Source organism: Tumebacillus lacus (assembly GCF_026410385.1).
Classification (GTDB): domain Bacteria; phylum Bacillota; class Bacilli; order Tumebacillales; family Tumebacillaceae; genus Tumebacillus; species Tumebacillus lacus.
On sequence record NZ_JAPMLT010000001.1, the window covers coordinates 611,976 to 631,371 of the forward strand.

Annotated in this window: 22 protein-coding genes; 1 reads left to right on the forward strand and 21 read right to left on the reverse strand. The window is 59.4% G+C overall.

The window, feature by feature from the left end; translation table 11 throughout:
• Nucleotides 1-6: 6 nt before the first annotated feature.
• From OS242_RS03060 to OS242_RS03160, 21 genes are all read right to left on the reverse strand, one after another.
• Nucleotides 7-897 (reverse strand): DUF1028 domain-containing protein, encoded by an 891-nt coding sequence (locus tag OS242_RS03060; protein ID WP_267150174.1) that lies wholly within the window; start codon nucleotides 895-897, stop codon nucleotides 7-9.
• A gap of 36 nt (nucleotides 898-933) precedes the next feature.
• Entirely contained in the window at nucleotides 934-2,559 is a 1,626-nt protein-coding gene (locus tag OS242_RS03065) for an acyl-CoA synthetase (protein ID WP_267150175.1), read from the reverse strand.
• 132 nt (nucleotides 2,560-2,691) lie between these two features.
• Nucleotides 2,692-2,964 carry an HU family DNA-binding protein gene (locus OS242_RS03070; protein WP_267150176.1) on the reverse strand — a complete coding sequence of 91 codons (273 nt, stop codon included), beginning with the start codon at nucleotides 2,962-2,964 and terminating at the stop codon, nucleotides 2,692-2,694.
• Nucleotides 2,965-3,169: 205 nt separating this feature from the next.
• Complete coding sequence (spoIVA, locus tag OS242_RS03075; protein ID WP_267150177.1) at nucleotides 3,170-4,648, reverse strand: stage IV sporulation protein A; 1,479 nt, start codon at nucleotides 4,646-4,648, stop codon at nucleotides 3,170-3,172.
• A gap of 323 nt (nucleotides 4,649-4,971) precedes the next feature.
• Nucleotides 4,972-5,802, reverse strand: coding sequence for a lipoate--protein ligase family protein (locus OS242_RS03080; protein WP_267150178.1), 831 nt, complete (start codon nucleotides 5,800-5,802; stop codon nucleotides 4,972-4,974).
• A 14-nt stretch (nucleotides 5,803-5,816) separates the two neighbouring features.
• Complete coding sequence (gene gcvH, locus OS242_RS03085; RefSeq protein WP_267150179.1) at nucleotides 5,817-6,200, reverse strand: glycine cleavage system protein GcvH; 384 nt, start codon at nucleotides 6,198-6,200, stop codon at nucleotides 5,817-5,819.
• 96 nt (nucleotides 6,201-6,296) lie between these two features.
• Nucleotides 6,297-7,343, reverse strand: a complete 1,047-nt coding sequence (locus OS242_RS03090; RefSeq protein ID WP_323372887.1) for an NAD(P)H-dependent glycerol-3-phosphate dehydrogenase — start codon at nucleotides 7,341-7,343, stop codon at nucleotides 6,297-6,299.
• 32 nt (nucleotides 7,344-7,375) lie between these two features.
• Nucleotides 7,376-8,002 carry a glycerol-3-phosphate 1-O-acyltransferase PlsY gene (plsY, locus tag OS242_RS03095; RefSeq protein ID WP_267150418.1) on the reverse strand — a complete coding sequence of 209 codons (627 nt, stop codon included), beginning with the start codon at nucleotides 8,000-8,002 and terminating at the stop codon, nucleotides 7,376-7,378.
• A gap of 36 nt (nucleotides 8,003-8,038) precedes the next feature.
• Nucleotides 8,039-9,376 carry a ribosome biogenesis GTPase Der gene (der, locus tag OS242_RS03100; protein ID WP_267150180.1) on the reverse strand — a complete coding sequence of 446 codons (1,338 nt, stop codon included), beginning with the start codon at nucleotides 9,374-9,376 and terminating at the stop codon, nucleotides 8,039-8,041.
• Nucleotides 9,377-9,456: 80 nt separating this feature from the next.
• Entirely contained in the window at nucleotides 9,457-9,939 is a 483-nt protein-coding gene (locus OS242_RS03105; RefSeq protein ID WP_267150181.1) for a DUF3189 family protein, read from the reverse strand.
• A 7-nt stretch (nucleotides 9,940-9,946) separates the two neighbouring features.
• Nucleotides 9,947-10,396, reverse strand: a complete 450-nt coding sequence (locus tag OS242_RS03110) for a DUF3189 family protein (protein WP_267150182.1) — start codon at nucleotides 10,394-10,396, stop codon at nucleotides 9,947-9,949.
• Complete coding sequence (locus tag OS242_RS03115) at nucleotides 10,396-10,590, reverse strand: capping complex subunit for YIEGIA (protein WP_267150183.1); 195 nt, start codon at nucleotides 10,588-10,590, stop codon at nucleotides 10,396-10,398. The genes OS242_RS03110 and OS242_RS03115 overlap by 1 nt, the downstream gene beginning before the upstream one ends.
• Before the next feature lie 24 nt (nucleotides 10,591-10,614).
• On the reverse strand, nucleotides 10,615-11,505 hold the full coding sequence (locus tag OS242_RS03120; RefSeq protein ID WP_267150184.1) for a YIEGIA family protein: 891 nt from the start codon (nucleotides 11,503-11,505) through the stop codon (nucleotides 10,615-10,617).
• The gene (locus OS242_RS03125; protein WP_267150185.1) at nucleotides 11,498-12,157 is read right to left on the reverse strand and encodes a hypothetical protein; all 660 of its coding nucleotides are present in this window, start codon (nucleotides 12,155-12,157) and stop codon (nucleotides 11,498-11,500) included. The genes OS242_RS03120 and OS242_RS03125 overlap by 8 nt, the downstream gene beginning before the upstream one ends.
• A gap of 416 nt (nucleotides 12,158-12,573) precedes the next feature.
• Nucleotides 12,574-13,284, reverse strand: a complete 711-nt coding sequence (locus OS242_RS03130) for a DUF1028 domain-containing protein (RefSeq protein WP_267150186.1) — start codon at nucleotides 13,282-13,284, stop codon at nucleotides 12,574-12,576.
• Between the two features lie 28 nt (nucleotides 13,285-13,312).
• Nucleotides 13,313-14,374, reverse strand: coding sequence for a type 2 isopentenyl-diphosphate Delta-isomerase (gene fni, locus OS242_RS03135; protein ID WP_267150187.1), 1,062 nt, complete (start codon nucleotides 14,372-14,374; stop codon nucleotides 13,313-13,315).
• 42 nt (nucleotides 14,375-14,416) lie between these two features.
• Nucleotides 14,417-15,598: a 30S ribosomal protein S1 gene (gene rpsA, locus OS242_RS03140; protein ID WP_267150188.1), complete on the reverse strand. Its 1,182-nt coding sequence runs from the start codon at nucleotides 15,596-15,598 to the stop codon at nucleotides 14,417-14,419.
• Nucleotides 15,599-15,749: 151 nt separating this feature from the next.
• Entirely contained in the window at nucleotides 15,750-16,343 is a 594-nt protein-coding gene (locus tag OS242_RS03145) for a lysophospholipid acyltransferase family protein (RefSeq protein WP_267150189.1), read from the reverse strand.
• Between the two features lie 14 nt (nucleotides 16,344-16,357).
• The gene (gene cmk, locus OS242_RS03150; RefSeq protein ID WP_267150190.1) at nucleotides 16,358-17,038 is read right to left on the reverse strand and encodes a (d)CMP kinase; all 681 of its coding nucleotides are present in this window, start codon (nucleotides 17,036-17,038) and stop codon (nucleotides 16,358-16,360) included.
• 241 nt (nucleotides 17,039-17,279) lie between these two features.
• Nucleotides 17,280-17,783, reverse strand: coding sequence for a hypothetical protein (locus OS242_RS03155; RefSeq protein ID WP_267150191.1), 504 nt, complete (start codon nucleotides 17,781-17,783; stop codon nucleotides 17,280-17,282).
• A 78-nt stretch (nucleotides 17,784-17,861) separates the two neighbouring features.
• Nucleotides 17,862-18,533: a flagellar brake protein gene (locus tag OS242_RS03160; protein ID WP_267150192.1), complete on the reverse strand. Its 672-nt coding sequence runs from the start codon at nucleotides 18,531-18,533 to the stop codon at nucleotides 17,862-17,864.
• A gap of 182 nt (nucleotides 18,534-18,715) precedes the next feature.
• On the opposite strand from OS242_RS03160, the gene OS242_RS03165 reads away from it, so the two are divergent.
• Entirely contained in the window at nucleotides 18,716-19,393 is a 678-nt protein-coding gene (locus OS242_RS03165) for an N-acetylmuramoyl-L-alanine amidase family protein (protein WP_267150193.1), read from the forward strand.
• Nucleotides 19,394-19,396 lie beyond the last annotated feature (3 nt).

Sequence of the window (19,396 nt, forward strand, 5' to 3'; positions counted from 1 at the left end):
CTTCCTTTAATCTCTATGCGTTTGACCGCGCATAAAGACGAGAATCTCTTCGTCGATCAGGTCGTCTTCCCGCCAGCGGGTGTCGAAGTTTTCGACGGCGCAATAGTCGTGCAACGCTTTTTTGACGGGCTCGCTGTACTCCGCATACTCGCCGGTCGGCAGGTAGTCGAGCGCGATCAGGTGGCCGGTCAGCTCGCCAAGCACGTCGCCTTCCACTTTGCGCAGTCGGTTCGGGTCGGTCTCGCCGAGGTAGAGGCGGTGCAGGCCGAGCAGCCGCTTGAGCTCGTAGGCCGGGTTTTTGTGGTCGTCGACGCGCAGGTCGACGTATTTGTCGATCAGGCCGTCGTAGGAGCCTTTCTCCTTGACGACGTAGAGGGCTGCCCCTTGACGGCCGCGCTTGTCGCCGCCCACTTCGTCACCGGCGATCAGGGCGGCCAGCAGGCGGTCTGCGAGGTCGCCTTTTGCGTACTGGAAGGAGATGGCCATCGCGTCGATCACTTCATGGCCGACGAGCAGGTTGCCCTGGATGGTAAAGCCTTCGCCGATGTGATGGAAGGCGTAGTCGTGACACTCTTTGCCGGTATGCGCCGCTGCGTTGCCGTGGCGGTCGACGATGCCGATCTGCCGCCAATCGCGGTTTTCATCGCCTTCCAGCAGGGCGGCGAGCACTTCCTTCGCCGTCTTGCCCTCTTCGAGCATCCTCAGGCCGTCCGGGCCAAATCCGGTGTTGGCCCACGACTGGGTGGCGATGGCGCCGACGTTTGCTTTCGCCCACGGGACGATGGAGCCGACGGCGAGAAATTTGGATGCGACCGCGACGCCCATCTCGCCCGTTTTCGGGTCGCAGGCGACGATGGAGAAGGTGTGGATCAGGCGGTTCGGGTGGGGGTTGGTCATGGAAATACGTCCTCTCGTGTCTCGTGGTGAGCTTCGTTAGTGTTTGCGCGATTTTTCCAGCGAGCGCAGTTCGACGCGACGGATCTTGCCGGACGTCGTTTTCGGCAGGCTCTCGACAAATTCGATCTCGCGCGGGTATTTGTAAGGAGCGGTCAGGACTTTGACGTGCTCTTGCAGTTCTTTCACTTTCGCATCCGATGCCTGCTCCGGGCGTTTGAGCACGACGAACGCTTTGACGATCGCACCGCGCTCCGGGTCCGGGGAGGCGACGGCGGCACACTCGGCGACATCCGGGTGTTGGACGAGCGCGTCCTCGACTTCGAACGGCCCGATGGTGTAGCCCGACGAGATGATGATGTCGTCGGCGCGGCCTTCGAACCAGATGTAGCCTTCGTCGTCCATTTTGCCTTGGTCGCCGGTGATGTACCAGTCGCCGCGGAACGCTTTGGCGGTGCGCTCCGGGTCGTTGAGGTAGCCTTTGAACAGGATCGGCGCCTGACGGTCGACGGCGATGTCGCCTACCTCGCCCCGTGCCACTTCTTTGCCGTCTTCGTCGACGATGGCAACGCGGATGCCCGGCGACGGGCGGCCCATCGAGCCTGCGCGCACGTCGAGGCCGACGAAGGTGCCGACCAGCAGCGAGTTTTCCGTCTGGCCGTAGCCGTCGCGGACGGTGACGCCAAAGTGCTGGTGGAAGGTGTCGATGACTTCTCGGTTGAGCGGTTCACCGGCGGAGCACGCGCTGCGCAGGGCTTTCAGGGTGAAGCGGTCGAGACCGTCGACTTTGGCGATCATGCGGTATTCGGTCGGGGTGGCGCAGAGCACGGAGATCGGGTGCTGGGACAGCAGTTGCAGATAGGTCTCCGGCTGGAATTTGCCCGCATAGACGAACGCGGTCGCGCCCCGTCCGAGGATGGAGACGAACGGGCTCCAGATCCATTTCGCCCAGCCAGGTCCCGCCGTCGCCCACGCCATGTCGTCTTCGCGCACGTCAAACCAATACTCGGCTGCGATGCGTTGGTGCGCGTAGAGCCAGGAGTGGGTGTGGATGACGCCTTTCGGGCCGCCGGTGGTGCCTGAGGTGTAGGAGAGGAACGCCATCTCGTCTGCGGCGGTGTCGGCGCTGGTAAACTGGTCAGACTGGCCGTTCATCAGGTCGGCATAGGACTGCCAGCCCGCTTGCTCGCCGCCGAGGAGGATGAAGGTGGACAGAGTCGACGATTTGCCGCGCACCGCCTCCACCTGATCGAGGATGCCGCCGTATGCGACGACCGCTTTGACGCCTGCGTGCTCGACGCGGTACTCGATGTCTTTGGCCCGCAGCATCTCGGAGCCGGGCAGGATGACCGCGCCCGCTTTGATCAGGCCGAGGTAGATGACGTACGCGTCGACGGAGCGCGGGATCAGGACGAGGACTTTGTCACCGCGGCCGATGCCTTGGGACGCGAGGACGTTCGCCCATTGGTTGGAGCGTTTGCTGAGTTCACCGTATGTAAGGGTCTGACCTTCGTCTGCAGGCTCCGTTTTAAAGACGATGGCGAGTTTGTCGCTGTGCGTTGCCGCGTAGTCGTCGACTTGACGGGCAAAGTTGTATCGCTCCGGTATCTCCAGTGTAAAGTTTGCCACCTCTTGCTCATAGTCAATCCCGAATGATGCAGTCACGTGGTTGAAACCCCTTTCACTATTTGTTGTTCGAGTATTTCAACAAATGCGCATCCAGTTCCTTCCCTCTCCAAGCAAAAAGAACCTCCGAAAACGGAGGCCCTTTGTATGTATTCCCTGTGTCGATCCCGATTATTGGACGGAATCTTTGAATTGCTTGCCCGGTTTGAATGCCGGAACTTTCGCTGCTGCGATCTCGATCTCTTCGCCGGTTTGCGGGTTGCGGCCTTTGCGTGCCGAACGTTCGCGTACTTCGAAGTTACCGAAACCGATCAGTTGTACCTTGTCACCGTTTGCGAGGGCTTCGATGATGCCATCAAAGACGGCGTCCACAGCGCTTGCTGCATCCTTCTTGGACAACTCAGCCTTCTCGGACACCAGGTTGACCAGATCCGTTTTGTTCACGACCCTTCACCTCCTCTGCTTACTTCCCTTTGTATCCAGTTTGAGCAACTTTATACATTGGACATAGATAGAATAAGAAAGACACAAGGCACATTATAGCACAGTAACGACCAAATACAACAAAACACGCCAAAAAAGGAGGGAAATCAGGTCTAAAGACCCGATTTTTTCCTCCTTTTGACGCGTTCTTGACATGCCATTTGACTTAGAGAATGATCGCGATCAAACCGCCGCTGCCTTCGTTGATGATGCGCTCCAGCGTCTCTTTCAGCTTGTATTGCGCGTTCTCCGGCATCATCGACAGTTTCGCCGAGATGCCTTCGCGGACGATGGCAGCCAGCGATTTGCCGAAGATGTCCGAATCCCAGATCTTGAGCGGGTCTTCCTCGAAGTCTTGCATGAGGTAGCGCACCAGCTCTTCGGACTGCTTCTCGGTACCGACGATCGGGGCAAATTCCGACTCGACGTCGACGCGGATCATGTGGATCGACGGCGCGGTCGCTTTCAGACGGACGCCGAAGCGGGAGCCCTGACGGATCAGTTCCGGCTCGTCGAGCGTCATCTCTTCCAGCACCGGCGGCGCGATGCCGTAGCCGGTCAGTTTGACCATGCGCAGGGCTTCGGCCACTTTGTCATACTCGCGCTTGGCGAAGGAGAAGTCCTTCATCAGTTGGAGCAGGTGGTCTTTGCCGCGAATCTCCACGCCGACCACTTCGGTGAGCACTTGGTCGTACAGCTCATCCGGTGCGACGAGGTCGATGTCGGCGACGCCGTGGCCCATGTCGACGTTGGCGAGGGCGGCGCGGGAGATGAACTCAAACTCGGAGAAGTGCCCGACGACGCGGTCGATGTCGCGCAGACGGCGGATGTCTTTGACCGTCTCTTTGACGCACTCTTCGAAGTTGGCACGCAGCCAGTGGTCTTGGTCGAGGACCATGACCCAGCTCGGCAGGTTGACGTTGACTTCATGAACCGGGAACTCGTACAGAGCCTCGCGCAGCACGCCCATGATGTCTTCTTGCTGCATCTGCTGCACAGACAGTGCGAGCACCGGGATGTCGTATTTTTCCATCAGCTCTTGACGCAGCCCTTGGCAGCGCTCGGAGTGCGGTTCGACCGAGTTGATCACCATGACGAACGGTTTGCCGAGCTCTTTGAGCTCGTGGATCACGCGCTCTTCCGCCTCGATGTACGAGTCGCGGGCGATCTCGTTGATCGTGCCGTCGGTGGTGACGACCAGCCCCAGAGTGGAGTGGTCGGCGATGACTTTGCGGGTGCCGACTTCGGCCGCTTCTTGGAACGGAATCGGCTCGTCGAACCACGGAGTCGAGACCATGCGCGGGCCGTTTTCATCTTCATAGCCGCGCGCGCCGTCCACCGCATAGCCGACGCAGTCGACGAGGCGGACGTTGATGTCGAGGCCTTCTGCCACGAGGATTTCCACAGCTTGGTTCGGGATGAACTTCGGCTCGGTGGTCATGATCGTCTTCCCTGCCGCCGATTGCGGCAGTTCATCGGTCGCGCGTACGCGGTCCGCCTCTTCCTTGATGTTCGGAAGGACGATCAGTTCCATAAATTTCTTGATAAAGGTCGATTTCCCTGTTCGGACCGGACCGACGACGCCGAGATAGATGTCGCCACCCGTCCGTTCTGCGATGTCTTTAAAAATGTCGAACTTTTCCACGCTGTTCCCTCCTTAAAATGATCGGCGTTGACTGCGGTACGCGAAACCCCTCGCCAGATCCCTCCCATGGAAAACTTTCGGTACGGCATCTATGAAAGCCGAGAGACTCAAACTCTTCCAATAGGACACTACATATATATGAGACCGTCACGAGATTATGCAGGTGTGTCCTATTGGATTGGGTCAGACCGTTTTGCCAGGCAGGTTGTTTTACCCCTACTCTATGAGCCGGTCCGAGAAACTAGAACAAGCCCTTCCGAAAAAAGAGCAGAAAATGAAAAAAGACATCCGGAAGTTCTTCCCGAATGTCATGGTATGACGGATTACTTTTTAAAATTCCACGAATCGTCACGGTATTTCTCCCGGACGAGTGTCTCAGCCAGTTCCCGCTCCTCTGCCGTCAGTTCGGACGGCTCCAGACGGACGCCAAGTCCCCTTGCAAAGCCGACAGTAAACGCCGCCACCGCTTCTTCGTAGGAGACGTCGCGGCCGCTGAAGTCTTTGATCGAGACCGCTTTGTCTGCAAATGCGGAACGAAACCGCTCCCGGACGCGCTCCGAGGGGAAGTTCAGCACGGCAAACAGTTGGTCGATGTCGAGATCGAGCAGGATCGAGCCGTGCTGCAGGATCGTGTGCAGCTGACGAACTTGCGCGCTGCCGACGACCTTGCGGCCTTCGACGACCAGCTCGTACCACGACGGCGAGTCAAAGCAGGCTGCCGAGCCCATCGAGGCAAATTTTTCTTTTTCCTTCTCGTCGGCCAGCGAGACCATCTCCGCTGCAAAGCCCAGCTCCCGGAATCCTTCGAGCAGGCCCATCGAGAGCACGCGGTAGGATTCGTTAATGGAGCTCGGCATCATCGGATGCGACTCGCTGACGATGACCGAGTATGTCAGCTCGCGGTCGTGCAGGACGGCGCGGCCTCCGGTCGGACGGCGGACAAAGCCGAGACCGTGTTCTTTCAAGGCGTCAAAGTTGATCTCCTTCGTCGCCCGCTGGAAGTAGCCGATGGACAGCGTCGGCGGATTCCACCCAAAAAAACGAACGGTCGGAGGCACGAGCCCCCGACTGTGTACGTTCAGGATCGCCTCGTCGACCGCCATGTTCCAGGCGGGGTCGGACGCTCCTGTGTTGATGATGCGCCAAGTTTCCACGGTGGGTTCCCTGACTATTTGTTGATGTGCGCGGTGTAGTCGTCGGAGGACAGCAGGTTGTCCAGCTCGGAAGCGTCGCTCACTTCGACGACGAGCATCCATGCGCCTTCGTACGGCTGTTCGTTGACTTTTTCCGGTGCGTCGTTGAGCTCGGTGTTGACTTCAACGATGGTGCCGGAGATCGGCGCGTACAGGTCGGAGACGGTCTTGACCGATTCGACGGTGCCGAACGTTTCGTTCGCAGTCAGCGTGGTGCCGACTTCCGGGAGTTCGACGAACACGATGTCGCCCAGTTCGGATTGGGCAAAGTCGGTAATGCCGATGTACGCGCGGTTGCCTTCAACGCGTACCCATTCGTGCTCTTTGCTGTACTTGAGATTGCTCGGTACGTTGCTCACTAGAAATTCCTCCCTAACGCTACAAAAAAATTTCCATGCCGCTACATATTGTACCAGATCGTACCGCCCATTCACAATGAAAAGCGGTGAAGCCTTTTAGGGCAGGTCCCATTTCAGGGAGACCGCCTCGGCGACCTCTTCCATCTCGTGAACTTTTCGGCGCGTCATCAGTTCCTCAACGGCCGCTTTTGGCGACAGACCTTCGAACAACACGTGGTAGATCGCCTTGGTGATCGGCATGTCGATGCCTTGCTCCCCGGCGATTTGGTACGCCGCTTTTGTCGCGCGCACGCCTTCGACCACCATGCCCATCTGCTCCAGCACTTCGTCGAGGGGTTTGCCTTGACCCAGCGCATATCCGGCGCGCCAGTTGCGGCTGTGCTTCGACGTGCAGGTGGCGATCAGATCGCCGACGCCCGACAGTCCGCCGAACGTCAGATGCGACGCGCCCAGATGCACGCCAAGGCGGGAGATCTCGGTGAGACCCCGCGTCATCAGCGCCGCCTTGGCATTGTCGCCAAAGCCGAGGCCGTCGCACATGCCGACGCCCAGCGCGATGATGTTTTTCAGCGTGCCACCCACCTCCGTCCCGATCACGTCGGGATTGGTGTAGACGCGCAGATAGGAGGTCATCAGGAGATCCTGAAAACCTTCGGCCGTCGACTGGCGGCGGCTGGCCACCACGACGGTCGTCGGGATGCGCTGCGACACTTCCTCGGCGTGCGACGGTCCGCTGACGACCGCAAAGCGGCTTTTGTCCAGCTCCGGCAGTTCGTCTTCCATCACCTGCGTCATCCGTTGCCCGGTCTCGAGGTCAAATCCTTTTGTGCCGTGCGCGACCGATGCCTCCGGATCGAGGTGCGGACGCATCGCCCGCAGCGTCTCACGAAACGCCGAGGACGGCGTGACGATCAACACCCATTTCTTGCCTTTCAATACGTCCGAAAGATTCGCGGACGCCCGTACTCCGGGATGAATCGAGACTTCCGGCAGGTAGTGCCGGTTGGTATGTTGTTCGTTGATCTCACGCACGAGCTCTTCGCGGCGCGCATACAGATCGACCTGCAACCCCTTGTCGGCCAGCACGTTCGCCAGCGACGTCCCGAAACTGCCCGCGCCGATGACTGCAACCTGTTCCACCATACGGTTTCCCTCCTCGCTCTCCCGAGACCGCCCTACGCCCGCGGCGAAGGCTGCTGCCCTTGCCGCTTCGCGCCGAGCTTGCTCTCGTTCCCTTTGGCGATCCGCCCGATGTTGGCGCGGTGCCGCCAGATCGTCATCACCGCAGCGACGACGGAGAACACCAGATATGCTCTCGAGATCTCCCAGTCAAACATCGTTTCCGCCAACACGATCAACAGCGGGATCAGCGTGGCGAACACCATCGATCCAAGGGATACATAGCGGGTAAACGCCAACACGATCAGCCCGATAATCGCAGCTGCCGTCGCTTCGAGCGGCAACAGGGAGAACATCACGCCGATGGTGGTCGCGACGCCCTTGCCGCCACGGAAATTGAAAAATAATGGCCAGTTGTGGCCCGCGATCACCGCGACCCCCGTCAACACGACGAAAGTGTCTGTCGCCCCGATCCAGCGTGCGATCAGGACGGCGAACACACCTTTCATCAGGTCGAGCAGGAGCACGGTGGCGGCCCATTTCGGTCCGAGCACGCGCAGGGTGTTGGTCGCCCCGGCGTTGCCCGAACCGTGGTCCCGTATGTCGATCCCGGCAAAGTAGCGGCCGATGATCATGCTGAAGGAAATCGAACCCAATAAATAACCGATCAGTATTGCTGCCATTCCGCTCAAACAAAATCCTCCGTTCTCGCGGTCCGCCTACTTATTGTCTTCCGACGTCTTGCGCTTGCGAACGAACAACTTCATCGGCGTGCCTTCAAAACCGAATGCATCGCGCAGTTTGTTCTCCAGATAGCGCTCGTACGAGAAGTGCATCAACTCCGGATCGTTGACAAAGACGGCGAACGACGGCGGGCGCACCGCCACCTGCGTCGAGTAGTACACGCGCATTCTGCGACCCTTGTCGGTCGGCGGCGGCACCATCGTGACGGCGTCCTCGATGATCGTGTTGACCGTGGAGGTCGGAATCCGCATCGAATGATTTTCCGCGACTGTTTTGACCGTTTCGAGGATTTTATGTACACGTTGCTTCGTGACCGCGGAGACAAACAAGATCGGGGCCCAAGGCATGAACGGGAACTCGCTGCGGATCGTCTTTTCAAAGACCACAGCCGTTTTGTCGTCCTTTTCCAGCACGTCCCACTTGTTGACGACGATGATGATCGCACGGCCTGCCTCAAGCGCATAGCCGACGATCCGCTTGTCCTGCTCGATGATGCCTTCTTCGGCGTTGATGACCAGCACGCAGACGTCGCTGCGCTCGATCGCCGACATCGCCCGCATGACCGAGTAGCGCTCCGTGTTTTCGTAGACCTTGCCGCGCTTGCGCATGCCGGCGGTGTCGATCAGCACGAAGTCTTGACCTTCGCGGGAGAACGGGGTGTCGACCGCATCGCGGGTGGTGCCGGCGATGTCGGACACCATGACGCGCTCTTCGCCGAGGATGGCGTTGACGAGCGACGATTTGCCGACGTTCGGGCGGCCGATCAGCGAGACTTTGATCGTGTCTTCCGCGTAGTCCTTGTCGTAGTCCTCCGGGAAGTGTTTGAACACTTCTTCCAGCAGGTCGCCAAGGCCGACGCCGTGCGCGGACGAGATGCCGAAGGGCTCGCCGAATCCGAGTTCATAGAAGTCGTACACAGACTGGAGCATTTTCGGGTTGTCCAGTTTGTTGACGGCGAGGATGACCGGTTTGCGCGTCCGGTAGAGGAGTTGCGCGACCTGCTGGTCTTGCGGCGTGACGCCGTCCTGTCCGTCGACGAGGAAGATGATCACGTCCGCCTCCGCGAGCGCGAGTTCTGCTTGCTCACGGATGCGGAGGACGATCTCGTCCTCTTCCCCGACTTCGATCCCTCCTGTATCAATCATACGAAACTTATGATCCAACCATTCCGCGCTGGAGTAAATTCGGTCGCGCGTAATGCCCGGCTTGTCCTCGACGATGGAGATCCGCTCTCCGGCGAGACGGTTAAACAACGTCGATTTGCCCACATTCGGGCGGCCGACGATGGCGACTAATGGTGTTGGAGCTGGCATAGGTTGACTCCCTGCCTTTCTTCTTACAATCTAGGACTTGCATACCAATTGATAATTATCCCTGAACTTGCCTGCTCTTGTCAACCGCCGTGTTTGTGCATCATGCGGCGGCTTTCTTCGACCTTGACCCCTTGCACAAACTCGACCAGTTTGAAATAGTCGCGCCGGATGCCGTACGCGGACAAGGGCCGCCCCCATTTGACCAGCCCGTATCGGCGGGACAGCGCGCCGCCCGCCTTGGCGTAGCGGTTGATGTGAGGCAGCGCGTGGTTCAAAAATAGATTGCCCGTATCGAGGCCCAAACGATCCAAAAACGAGAGCAGCGCCTGTTTGGCGACCGCTTGCTCGGGACCGAGCCCGAGCGTGTAGACCGGATTGTCAAACTCGTCGTGCCCTTTAAAAAACAGCGTGCCGATCTGCCACGACTCGACCTGATCAAAGTCGGTCAGGCGCAGCACTTCCTCCTGTGTCGGGACGCGGTCGCTCGGCAGCCGACCCAGATGGATGGCGGCAGACGCCACCGACGAATGAGCGCTGCCGTAACAGTAGTAGATCACATGCATCCTCGGCTCACCCCTCCTGCCAGTCGGTCATCAGCACCGTCAAAAAGAGCGCGTACTCCTTGACGGCCGCTTCGGCCAGATATTGTCTGGCCTTCTCCCGCTGCCCCGGCTTGTTCAGCAGACGCTCGCCCCGCTTCCACCGTCTTTTTTTCGGCGACGGCACCTGATAGAAAAAATAGTCCTCTTGCCGCTCTTCGTAGAGATGCAAAAAATGCCGCCACGTGCGCACCGCGATGGTCGCGGAGCGCCCGAGACCGCACCAGTAGATGCGCTCACCCCGCAGCTCGCCGAGCAGATGGACGTCGCCTTTGGGACGGACTTTGTCGTGGTCGCGCAGAAAGGCGGCGACCGTTTCGACGGATGGCAGCACGTCGCCGCGCAATTTTTTCAGGCGGATCGCCGCTGCGAGCAGGGCGGCGACGCCTGTGCCGCTGTCGTAGTACACGCGGTGTTTCATCAATGCTTCACCAAAATCATCGTCCCCGGACGCAGTTCATGAGCCATCGCGTCGAGGATTTTTTCCAGATAGAGCGAGACTTTCTGCAACTCCTCTTCGTCCTTGCAATAAAAGATCGGGCCGGAGCCGCCGACGCTGGTTGAGTCGAGGGTGCAGACGGCCAGGATAAAATTGGAGACCGCTTGACTTGGCATCTCGAGATCACGCCTCCTTTTCCTCTAGAGCTGCCGATCCGGCTTGACCGAACCTTTGAGCGGACGGCGATAGGCATTCTCCAGCAAGGGCACCCGCCGGACGATCTCGATGGCTTTGTCCGGGTCTCGGTCGAGCGGGAGCAAGAACAGAGCCAGTCGCCCGCTGTTCAGATCGCGCTTGGAGAGCGGCACGAGCGACGGTTCGCCGGAGTCGTGGTAGACGCCGAGAATCGTCGAGACGTCGTGCAGGATCGCTTGCCGTTGGCCGAGGTTGCCGATGGTGACGGTGGCGTTGGCGTTTTTCGGAACGAGGATCAGTCCGACGCCGTTTTTGACCAGTTTCTCCTGGCTGTCTTTCAGGCCGGAGTTGTAGATCAGGATGTCGTCGACAAACAGGTTCGGACCTTGAAAATGCACCTTCGCCTTTTTGATCTCCACAACCGAGCCGAGCGTGCGCCCGGACATGAAGCGGTGGGCGATGAACAGGCCGATCAAGCCCACGATCAGCCCGCCGATCCATGTGAAAAAGTGCGTGGCCAGCGCGGAAAAAAAAGCGTTGGCGATCACGAGATAATTGCGCCCTTCAAACGCCATCGCGATCCCTTCTATATAAGTGACACCGCGCGGCACCAGTTCCATCGAGTCAACGTTGGTCAGCATCTGCCGCTCCATGTTGCGCACATCGCGAAACTGCTGGGCGGCCAATGTCAGGAACGTCACCGCCGTGTAGTTTTTGTCGAGCAAGGTGGCGACCAGCACCGCCCCGAGTCCAGACGCGATCACGCCGAGCGCCAGATGGACGATGCGCCCGTGCGGATAGGTCGGGTACTGGCGGTAGTCGGTGCGCAGCAGATTGAGACGGCAGGCGATACCGCAGATCGTGCCGATCAGGATGATCAGCGTCGTGTCATGCATGTTCGGGGCCTCCTTCCTGATGCCCTGGGCGGAAGATCGCTTTGATCGTCCGCATCACAAATCGCACCGTCGCGTGATACGGACCGTGCGAGACCAGCACGCCGAGCATCGTATAGGCGAGCAGATCGCGCACCTCGCCGCCGCCAAAGACCGCCTCACCCCACTCCGGCTCCCAGTTGAGCAGCGGGTCGATCGACGCGGCGAGCAGGAGCCCGGTCACTGCCGCCGTCAGCGCGTAGAACGGACGGCGCAGTGAGCAGACGGCGAGGATCACGGCCGATGCCGGAAACAGGATCTCGCTGTCGACGAGAAAGAACGCCGGATCGAGCGGGACCAGTGTCATCAAGATCACCAGCGCCGAAGCCACTGTCAACGTGCCGACCGCCCATTGCAGTCGCACACCGGCGTTGCGGGAGACGATGAGCAGCAGCCAGACGCTGGCTCCCAAAGGGATCAGCGTCCCGCCGAGATTGATCTGTACACCGGCCGGGAAGGTCAGCGTCCAGTTCGAGAGGAACACGAAGCCGATCAGAAACAGGAGGGCTGTCCGCACCCCCATCTTGGCATCATAGAGCGCTTTTTCGCCCCAGCCGGTGACGATGAGAATGGTCAGCACGATGGCGATGATGTTCGCTTCCACACCCGGATTCATCTCAAGATCCCCCTCTCAAGGAAAACAACCACCACATCAGACTGTCTGCTGTCAGTTTTGCCTGTCCTTGCCGGGGGTATACGCCCAAAAGAAGACGCCAAAAAAGCCCCTTGTCCGACGAAGTGGATTCGCTCGGCCAACGGGCTTTGTCAGGGGAAATCTATATGGAGCTTCCAACCAGAGTCGAACTGGTATTCCCTTTGCTCTGCCACAGAGCTTTTGGAAGCGTAGTAGGGAATGTTCTCTCGCAACGTCATATTCTGTCGAATCTTGTTGTAAGCTGTCGTATCTGCGATGAGAGAACGATTAGTAATATAGCACGGGATGTGCTAGTTTGCAAGAGGTTTGATGAATGAAACAATTTTTCGAAAAAGGAGAAAAAACGCACAGAAAAGAAGCACCCCGTCCCTACTTCCTCAGGGTGCTTTTTTCTCATCCGGTTTTGCCATGCCCTCCATCATGACACCGCGCGAAGTGGTGTCGACCCACTCGTGGTAGGCGGACATCAGGCCGTTTTTGTGGATGTCGTAGAGCCGCCGCAGCTCTTTGAGCGGCTCCGGGTTGTCGTCGACGCGAATGTCGATGTAGGGCCATTCGTCGATGTCGACGACGAGCAAGGCGGCCGATTGTTTGCCACGCCGGTCCCCGCCGGCCTTTTGGCCGGCTTCGAGTGCTTGCAGCAGCCGCATTTCAAAGGGGGCGTTCGATCCGACATACGCGGCGGCCGTCGCCTGCACGACCTCTTCACCGACCAGCAGGTTGCCCTGCACGGTAAAATTGTCGCCGACGATGTGCCCGCGCCACTCGTTGGCCTCCTCGCCCGTCCAAGCGGCGGCGCGGCCGTACTTGTCCACCACGCCGAGCTGCCGGTACTGGCGACCGAGGTCGTGGGCGAGCAGTTCCTGCAAGGTCTCCTCCGCCGACAGCCCGTGTTCGAGCAGCCGCAGCCCTTTCGGTCCGAGCGTCGGGTTGACGCGCGCCTGGGTGGCGATCGCGCCCACACCCGCTTTGGCGAACGGGCAGAGCGAGCCGACGGCAAACGCTTTGGTCGTCACCGCCACGCCGAACCGCCCCGTGCGCGGGTCGCGGGCGACGATGGAAAACGTGTTCAGTTCGATCTCTGACATCGCCTTCCCCCTCCTTGTGTTCGGTTGCTTATCGAGACAGACCGCGCCGTGCGACCGACTCGATATCGATGCCGCGCAGACGGCACCACTCCGCCGTCTCACCGCGCACGATCAGCGGCCGCTGTGCCAGATCGGTCACGCGTGCACAGCCTTGCAAGGTCAGCACGGCCCGCAGTTCGGCGTGCCAATGCTCGACCAGTTCCACCGCCGCCTCCAGCCCGTGCTCCATCAGCGGACGCAGGATCGCCCCGGCCACGCCGACTGCGCGTGCGCCGAGCGCGAGGCATTTGGCTGCGTCGAGAGCGTTTTGCACGCCGCCGGAGCCGATCAGGTCATAGCGGTTCAGATACGGCTGCGCTTCGAGCAGGGAGACGGCCGTCGTCTGCCCCCATCCTTCGAGATCCTGAAAATGCAGACCGCTGCGGCGTTGGTTTTCAATCGAGACGAAGTTGGTCCCGCCGCGTCCCGCCACGTCGACGACCGGCACGCCTAGCTCTGCGAGCTGTTCGTACGTCTCCGCCGCCATGCCGTTGCCGACCTCTTTGACGATCACCGGCACGGACAGCCCTTCCACGACTTCGCGGATCTGCTGTGCGATGCCTTGGAAGGAACGGTCTCCTTCCGGCATCGTCAGTTCTTGCGCCACGTTCAGATGCAGATGCATCAGATCGGCGCCGATCATATCGACCGCCCGCTGTGCATCTTTGACGCTCGCTCCCGCTCCCAAGTTTCCGATCACGATGCCGTCCGGGTTGAGCTCGCGTACGATGGCATAGGTGCGCACCAACCGCTCGTCCTTCAACGCAGCGCGCTGAGAGCCGACAGCCATCGCCAGCCCCGTGCGCTGTGCGAGCGCGGCCAGATCGCGGTTGATCCGCTCTGTCTGGTCTGCCCCGCCCGTCATCGCATTAATCAAAATCGGCGAACTGAATGTCAGTCCGCCGATCTCGGTCGCAAGGGAGACGTCTGCCAAGTCGCACTCAGGCAACGCCCGGTGTACGAAGCTCAGATCGGAAAATCCGGTGTTTCTCGTCACCGGCAATTCCAGTGCATAGCGCACGTGGTCGAGCTTGCGTTGTTCAATTGACACGGTCCCATTCCCTCACTTCTCTACAGCTGTTGCTTCTCTCTCTTACTTTTTAAACAGATCGCCGAAGACGTCGCCGAGTGTGCCGAGGCCGCCGTCTTCATCGCGGTAGTCGTTGTTTTGCTGCGGTCTGCCCGGGCGGTTGCCGCCCGAACGTTCACCGCCGCCGCTGCGGCGTTCGAAGCCTTCCTCAGTCTCGCGGATCGACAGGGAGATGCGCTGTTCGCCTTCGTTGACGTCGAGCACCTTCACCTTGACTTCCTGACCGACTTCAAGCACCTCATCGGCCGTCGCCACATGGCGGTTGGCGATCTGGGAGATGTGCACCAGACCTTCCACGCCCGGCAGCAGTTCGACAAATGCGCCGAAGGAAACGAGGCGTTTCACCGTGCCGGTGTAGATCTCTCCCGCTTGGAACTTGTCGCCGATGTTGGTCCAAGGTCCTGGTGCCGCCGCTTTGATCGACAAGGAGATGCGACCTTTTTCCGGGTCGGTCTTGAGGACTTTGACGGTGACTTGGTCGCCTTCTTTGACTACGTCGGCCGGGGTGTCGACGCGATGATGCGCCATCTCGGAGACGTGCACCAGACCGTCGACCCCGCCGAGGTCGACAAACGCGCCGAAGGAGGTCAGTCGCTGCACCGTGCCAGTCAGCACGTCGCCTGCCTGAATCTCATGGAGGCGCGCTTCTTTTTGCGACTCCGCCTCTTCGTCTTGCACCGCCTTGGCAGACAGGATCACCTTGTTCCCCTCGCGGTCAAACTCGACGATCTTCACGCGCAGAGTGCGGCCTTTGTAGTCGGAGAAATCTTCAACAAAATGACGCTCCACCAGCGAAGCCGGGATGAAGCCGCGCACGCCGATGTCCACGACGAGACCGCCTTTGACGACATCGTTTACTTTGACTTCCAGAACGTCGCCGTTGTTGTACTTTTCTTCCAGCACATCCCACGCTTTCAGGGAGTCGACCTCTTTTTTGGAGAGGATCATTTTGCCTTCGTCGTCGTTGATGCGCATGACTTTCACTTCCACTTCGTCGCCGACGTTGACCGCGTCTGCCACGTTGTCGATGCGGAGGGCCGAGAGCTCCCCGATCGGAATCACACCTTCATACTTGTACCCTACATCCACAATCGCTTGACCGTCTTCGATCTTTGAGATCGTGCCCTTGACAACATCGCCTTTTTTCAGAGTGATGACATCCATCTCTTTCATTTCTTCGATCATAGATTCTACCTCCTATTCGGCAAGCGCCAGAACGTCAGCAGAGCTGACGGATGACGTTCGTTATCCTGTTCCACCTAAAAGAAACAAAAACGGGATTGGTGATCAAAGATAGTATGATACGACAGCCGTTATTCCATACGAATCCAGCGGTTTAACGGTGGCGGTGTTCTTCGATGAGAGTTTCGATGGCGTTCATGATCTCCTCGGTCGCTTCGGCGATGATTTCCTTGTTCGCCTTGACGCCTTGGAAACGGGAGAGATCGACCGGTTTGCCGTAGACCAATCTCAGCGGTTTGAACAGTTTGACCGGACCGATGATCGCAGCCGGCACGACGGTCGCCCCGGAACGCAACGCAAACGTGGCGGCACCGGACTGGCCTTCCTCGACCTCGCCCGACTTGCTCCGCGTGCCTTCAGGGAACAAGCCGAGCACTTGGCCTTCGTCGAGCAGTTTGAACACGGTGCGCAGCGCAGCCCGGTCGCCTGCGCCCCGACGTACCGGAAAGGCGCCAAAATCGCGGATGAGCCAGCCCAGCACCGGGATCTTGAAGAGCTCTGCCTTGGCCATGAAATTAACTTTGCGCCGGCAACCCGATCCCACCAGCGGCGGATCGAGGTTGGAGATATGATTGGCGGCGATAATCACCGCACCATTTTGCGGCACGTTCTCGGCGCCGCTGACCTGCCAGCGGTGAAACACTTGAAAATAACCACGGAACAACGCCCGGAAAAATCCATACAGCATACTATAAGTCGCCCCTATGATTTCTGTGCTACGATCTGACGGCAGATATGTAAAATTTCTTCGATCACCTGATCGATGTTCAGCCCGGTGGAATCGACCAGCACGGCGTCTTCCGCCATCTTCATCGGCGAATGCTCGCGCCCGCTGTCATACTCGTCACGGCGCTGAATGTCCAGCTTGAGCTGTTCAAAATCGACCTCTTGCCCTTTGTCGATCAGCTCCTGATAGCGGCGGGTGGCCCGCTCTTCCACCGATGCGGTCAGCCAGATCTTGACCTCCGCGTTCGGCAAGACGACGGTGCCGATATCCCGGCCGTCCATCACCACGCCGGTGCGGGCAGCGATGTTGCGCTGCTGCTCGACCATCGCGAGGCGTACGCCCGCGACAGCAGAAACAGCCGACACTTGGCTGGTCACATCGCGCGTGCGGATGTCCTCCGTGATGTCCTGACCATCGAGGAAGACATCTTGTCCGGCAGCTGTCGGCTTGAAGTCGATCTGTACTTGGTTCGCGAGTTGGGTGAGCCCTGCTGCGTCTGAGAGGTCGAGTTGGTCGTGGAGTGCTTTCCAAGTGACCGCCCGGTACATCGCACCGGTGTCGACATAGGTCAGACCCAGAGCTTGGGCGACTCGTTTCGCCACTGTGCTCTTGCCTGCTCCTGCCGGGCCGTCGAGAGCCACGCGTAATGTATTCATCAAAGCCTATCTGCCTCCTGCTGTAGCACATCAGAATGTAAATCAAACAAACAAATCAAAAACCGGCAGACACGAAAAAGCAGGCCATCGCCCGCTTCTCATGACCAGATATTCACTTCAGCCATCCTGAAAAGGACGAGTTGACGCGACATTTTCAGTTGTCAGCACTGAGAATAAGTACCAAGATCTGCACCTACCTCCGATAGTATCACACCTGCCCTATCGGTTCAAGAAAGTCGCGTCACTTCGAAAAATGCACAGGGCCGACCTTTGCCTCTTGTCCGTCGCCCGCCTCGACGAGCGTGCCGGGCACCGGATACGAGATCTGCGGGTCGTCATGGTCGATCTCAAAGCGGAACACGCCGGGCAGACCGGACGTATCGACGGTGACCACGTCTTTTTCACGCACCGAGACGGTGACCGCTTCTTCTGTAAAGGCGCTGACCGGGATGCCGTTGACCTTGACCCATGCCTTGGGCAGGCCCGCCCCGCTGTCCACCGAGCGGATCGTCAGTTGCGCCCGCGTGTCTTTGGTCGCTGTCGCCAGCGTCGCGCCGTTTGTCTTGTGCCCCTCCAGCCGGTCCACTCCGGAGAGGAGTTGCCGTCCGGCCGGCCACATCAGCACGGCCTGTGCCGCGACGATCAACACAAAGCAGGCGATCAGCACCCGCACCAGCGGTTTTTCCCAGCGCTCATACGCTTTTAAAAAGCGTTCTTCATAGGTTTGTTGCCGCCGTTGTTCCATCTTGTACCACCCCCGGTTACGTTCCATCCTATGCAAGTCCGGGGGCTTTCATACATGTTGTCCTCGCGCGAGGACAGCCTAGTCGAGACCTTTGTCGCGGATCTCGATCTGGCGTTTGAAGGAGTACTGGACGATGCGTTGACGCTCGGCTTCACGGATCTCGAAGTACTTGAGCGAGACCGATTTGAGCCCTTGCTCGCCGCTCGGCTGACCGACGCGGATCACGCGGGCCTTGCCGACGATCTCGGGACCTGCCTCATGCGGGAGCACCACGCGAAAACCGACGATGTCCCCCGCGCGGATGCCGAGGTCTTTCGCGACCCGGAAAGCAAATCCGCCGCCGGAGATATCCTGTCCGTGCGCCTGCGCGGAGACGATCTCCTTTGTCTCCGAGTTCATAAACACGATATCGAACGGCGAGGAGATCGGCACGCGCAAAAACTCGCGCCGCTGCTGACGATGGATCTCCGAAAGACGCGGACGGTGCAAAGCGAGCAGCGGGATCTGCCGAACGTCCCGTCCCAGCACCCGCGTGGTAAAGGTGCACTGCGCGCCGTCGACCGCCCGATAGCGGACGAGCACAGCGTGCCCTTGCGGAAGCGGTGTAGGCACTTTGGCCCCTTGTCGGAGCGGCATCTCGATGAACAGCTTTGTTTTCTCGATGTCCTGCACCCGCGCTGCATAACGCCCCATAAATTCGCCGTCTGCAATTTCCAGTTGCAAACTCTGACCTACGACCGGATATGCCAATTTGTTTCACTCTCCAGTGACAGGAAGACCTGTCGAAAAAATGCGATGAATTCCTTATAGGTCAATTTAAAATTAATGGAAAAATTATAGCGCATTTTTCGCGATCTTACCACCGCTCATATTTGGGACAGCCTCGGAATATCATGCAGTAACCCTTTCTGTGGACGAGGAGGAATTCCTTGATGCGGCGATTTTTCTACCCGTTTTTTTTATTGATACTCTTCACGGCTGCGTCGCTCTCGCTCGCGGAACGTCAGGAAAAGACGCTGGCCCCGCCCGGCGCGCCGGTGATCGTGCTGGTCGATCCGGGTCACGGCGGCTACGACCCCGGCGTGCTGTCTGGCGGGCTGCGGGAGGCGGACATCACGCTGGCCGTCGGTCAGCATCTGCAGGCCGCCTTGGAAAAGCGCGGCATCTCCGTGGCGATGACCCGCGAGTCGGATGTCGACTACGCTCCGTCCGGGTCCCGCGGCCTCGATTCGAAGCGGGCCGACCTGCGCCGACGGCTCGAGATCGCCGATGAGTTGCAAGCCCAGATGTTCATCTCCCTGCACGCCAACGTCTCCACGCTGGCCACGCGCGGCGGTGCCGAAGTGTTCTATTCCGACGAAACGCCGGGTGCCAAAGAGCTGGCCGAGTCGGTCCAGACCGCGCTTCACAAGCTCCCCGGCATGTCCAAGCGCGATGCAAAGGCGGCCAAATACTATCTGCTGCGCTCCCAGCCGATCCCGGCGTTGATCATCGAGTGCGGCTATCTGAACATCGCAGACGACCGCCACCGGCTGACGAGCGGCGATTCGCAGCGGGCTCTGGCGGAGGCGATTGCCGACGGAGTATCCTCACATTTGCAAAAACAGTAAGCA